This window comes from Streptomyces spongiae (genome assembly GCF_009377185.1).
GTDB lineage: Bacteria > Actinomycetota > Actinomycetes > Streptomycetales > Streptomycetaceae > Streptomyces > Streptomyces spongiae.
The window spans coordinates 1-1,418 of record NZ_VJZC01001054.1; the positions used below are offsets into that span (position 1 = coordinate 1).

Annotated in this window: 1 protein-coding gene; it reads right to left on the reverse strand. The window is 64.7% G+C overall.

Annotated features, from left to right (window positions below; genetic code table 11):
* The coding region (gene treS, locus FNH08_RS50060; protein WP_152778668.1) for a maltose alpha-D-glucosyltransferase at nt 1-1,418 on the reverse strand (1,418 nt) is incomplete at both ends.

Sequence of the window (1,418 nt, forward strand, 5' to 3'; positions counted from 1 at the left end):
GAGCCGGAACCAGTAGAAGCCGTGGCCTGCGAGGGTGAGCAGGTACGGGAGTTCTCCGATGGCGGGGAAGCGGACTCCGCCGATGAGTTCGACGGGGTGGCGGCCGTTGAAGGTGCGCAGGTCGAGTTCGGTGGGCTGGGCGAAGCGGGAGAAGTTGTGCACGCACAGCACCAGGTCGTCCCCGCTTTCCTCTGTCGAGGGGGCCTCGCGCAGGAAGGCGATGACGGCGGGGTTGGTGGAGGTGAGTTCGGTGTAGGAGCCCAGGCCGAAGGCGGGGTTCTGTTTGCGGATCTCGATCATGCGGCGGGTCCAGTGCAGCAGCGAGGAGGGTGAGGACATGGATGCCTCGACGTTGGTGACCTGGTAGCCGTAGACGGGATCCATGATCGTGGGCAGGTACAGGCGCCCCGGATCGCACGATGAAAAGCCCGCGTTCCTGTCCGGTGTCCACTGCATCGGCGTGCGCACCGCGTCGCGGTCGCCGAGCCAGATGTTGTCGCCCATGCCAATCTCGTCGCCGTAGTAGAGGATCGGGCTGCCGGGGAGGGAGAGGAGGAGGGCGGTGAAGAGTTCGATCTGGTTGCGGTCGTTGTCGAGCAGGGTGGCCAGGCGCCGGCGGATGCCGATGTTGGCGCGCATGCGGGGGTCTTTGGCGTATTCGGCCCACATGTAGTCGCGTTCTTCGTCGGTGACCATTTCGAGGGTGAGCTCGTCGTGGTTGCGCAGGAAGATGCCCCACTGGCAGTTCTGGGGGATGGCGGGGGTCTTGGCGAGGATTTCCGACACCGGGTAGCGGGATTCGCGGCGCACGGCCATGAAGATGCGGGGCATGACGGGGAAGTGGAAGGCCATGTGGCATTCGTCGCCGCCGGAGGGGAAGTCGCCGAAGTAGTCGACGACGTCCTCGGGCCACTGGTTCGCTTCCGCCAGCAGCACGGTGTCCGGGTAGTGGGTGTCGATCTCTTTCCGGACCCGTTTGAGGAACTCGTGGGTTGCCGGAAGGTTTTCGCAGTTGGTGCCTTCCTCCTGGTACAGGTACGGCACGGCGTCGAGGCGGAAGCCGTCGATGCCGAGGTCCAGCCAGAAGCGCAGGGCGGAGATGATCTCTTCCTGCACGGTGGGGTTCTCGTAGTTGAGGTCGGGCTGGTGGGAGAAGAAGCGGTGCCAGTAGTACTGCTTGCGGACGGGGTCGAAGGTCCAGTTGGAGGCTTCGGTGTCGACGAAGATGATGCGGGCGTCGGGGAACTGTTTGTCGTCGTCGGCCCAGACGTAGTAGTCGCCGTAGGGGCCGTCGGGGTCGTTGCGGGATTCCTGGAACCACGGGTGCTGGTCGCTGGTGTGGTTCATGACGAAGTCGATGATGACGCGCATGCCGCGTTGGTGGGCGGCGTCGACGAATTCGACGAAGTCGGCGAGGT